Raw genomic sequence first — 558 nt, forward strand, 5'->3', positions numbered from 1 at the left:
GCAAATTCACGCGAATTTTCTTCTCTAAGTCACCCAGTTTGACGTGCATTTCCACCACCGGACGGACGTTTGCTTTCTCGCCTTTTTTCGCAGTAATTTTCATTACGTCTACCACTTCGCGAGTAAAGGCTTTTTGCATACCGAGGTCATTTTCGTAGGTAAAGCTCACCATGTCTTTGCCATCTTTTTGGAACAGTTTGATGTCCTTAGCATTGATAGAACTGACATCCGCACCGGTGTCCAGTTTGACCGGGAAAGACATACCTTCCACTTCGGCCACTTCGATGTGGCCAGCTCGGAACAAAGGTTTGGCATCGAGCAAGTGGTCTGCGCGCGTATTCAGTAGCACGCCACCTTTAGCCATGTTGTGGCCGAAAACGAAAAACGGCTGCTCTTCATCTTTATCTAGCACGTCGATAGCAAACTCCATCGACTTCTCTTTGTCACCGAACAAGAAGTCACCTTCCACCACAGGACGTACCATATCGCCGACTTTGAGTTTCTTCAGCACGGGTTTGGTGATTTTTTCTTCTTTGCCTTTTTCATTGCTCAAATAGA

Annotated in this window: 1 protein-coding gene; it reads right to left on the reverse strand. The window is 46.8% G+C overall.

The window, feature by feature from the left end; translation table 11 throughout:
• Positions 1-558 (reverse strand): RimK/LysX family protein (locus tag R7093_RS27260; RefSeq protein WP_318147282.1); only part of this gene is annotated, 558 nt, incomplete at both ends.

This window comes from Vibrio sp. 1580 (assembly GCF_033340055.1).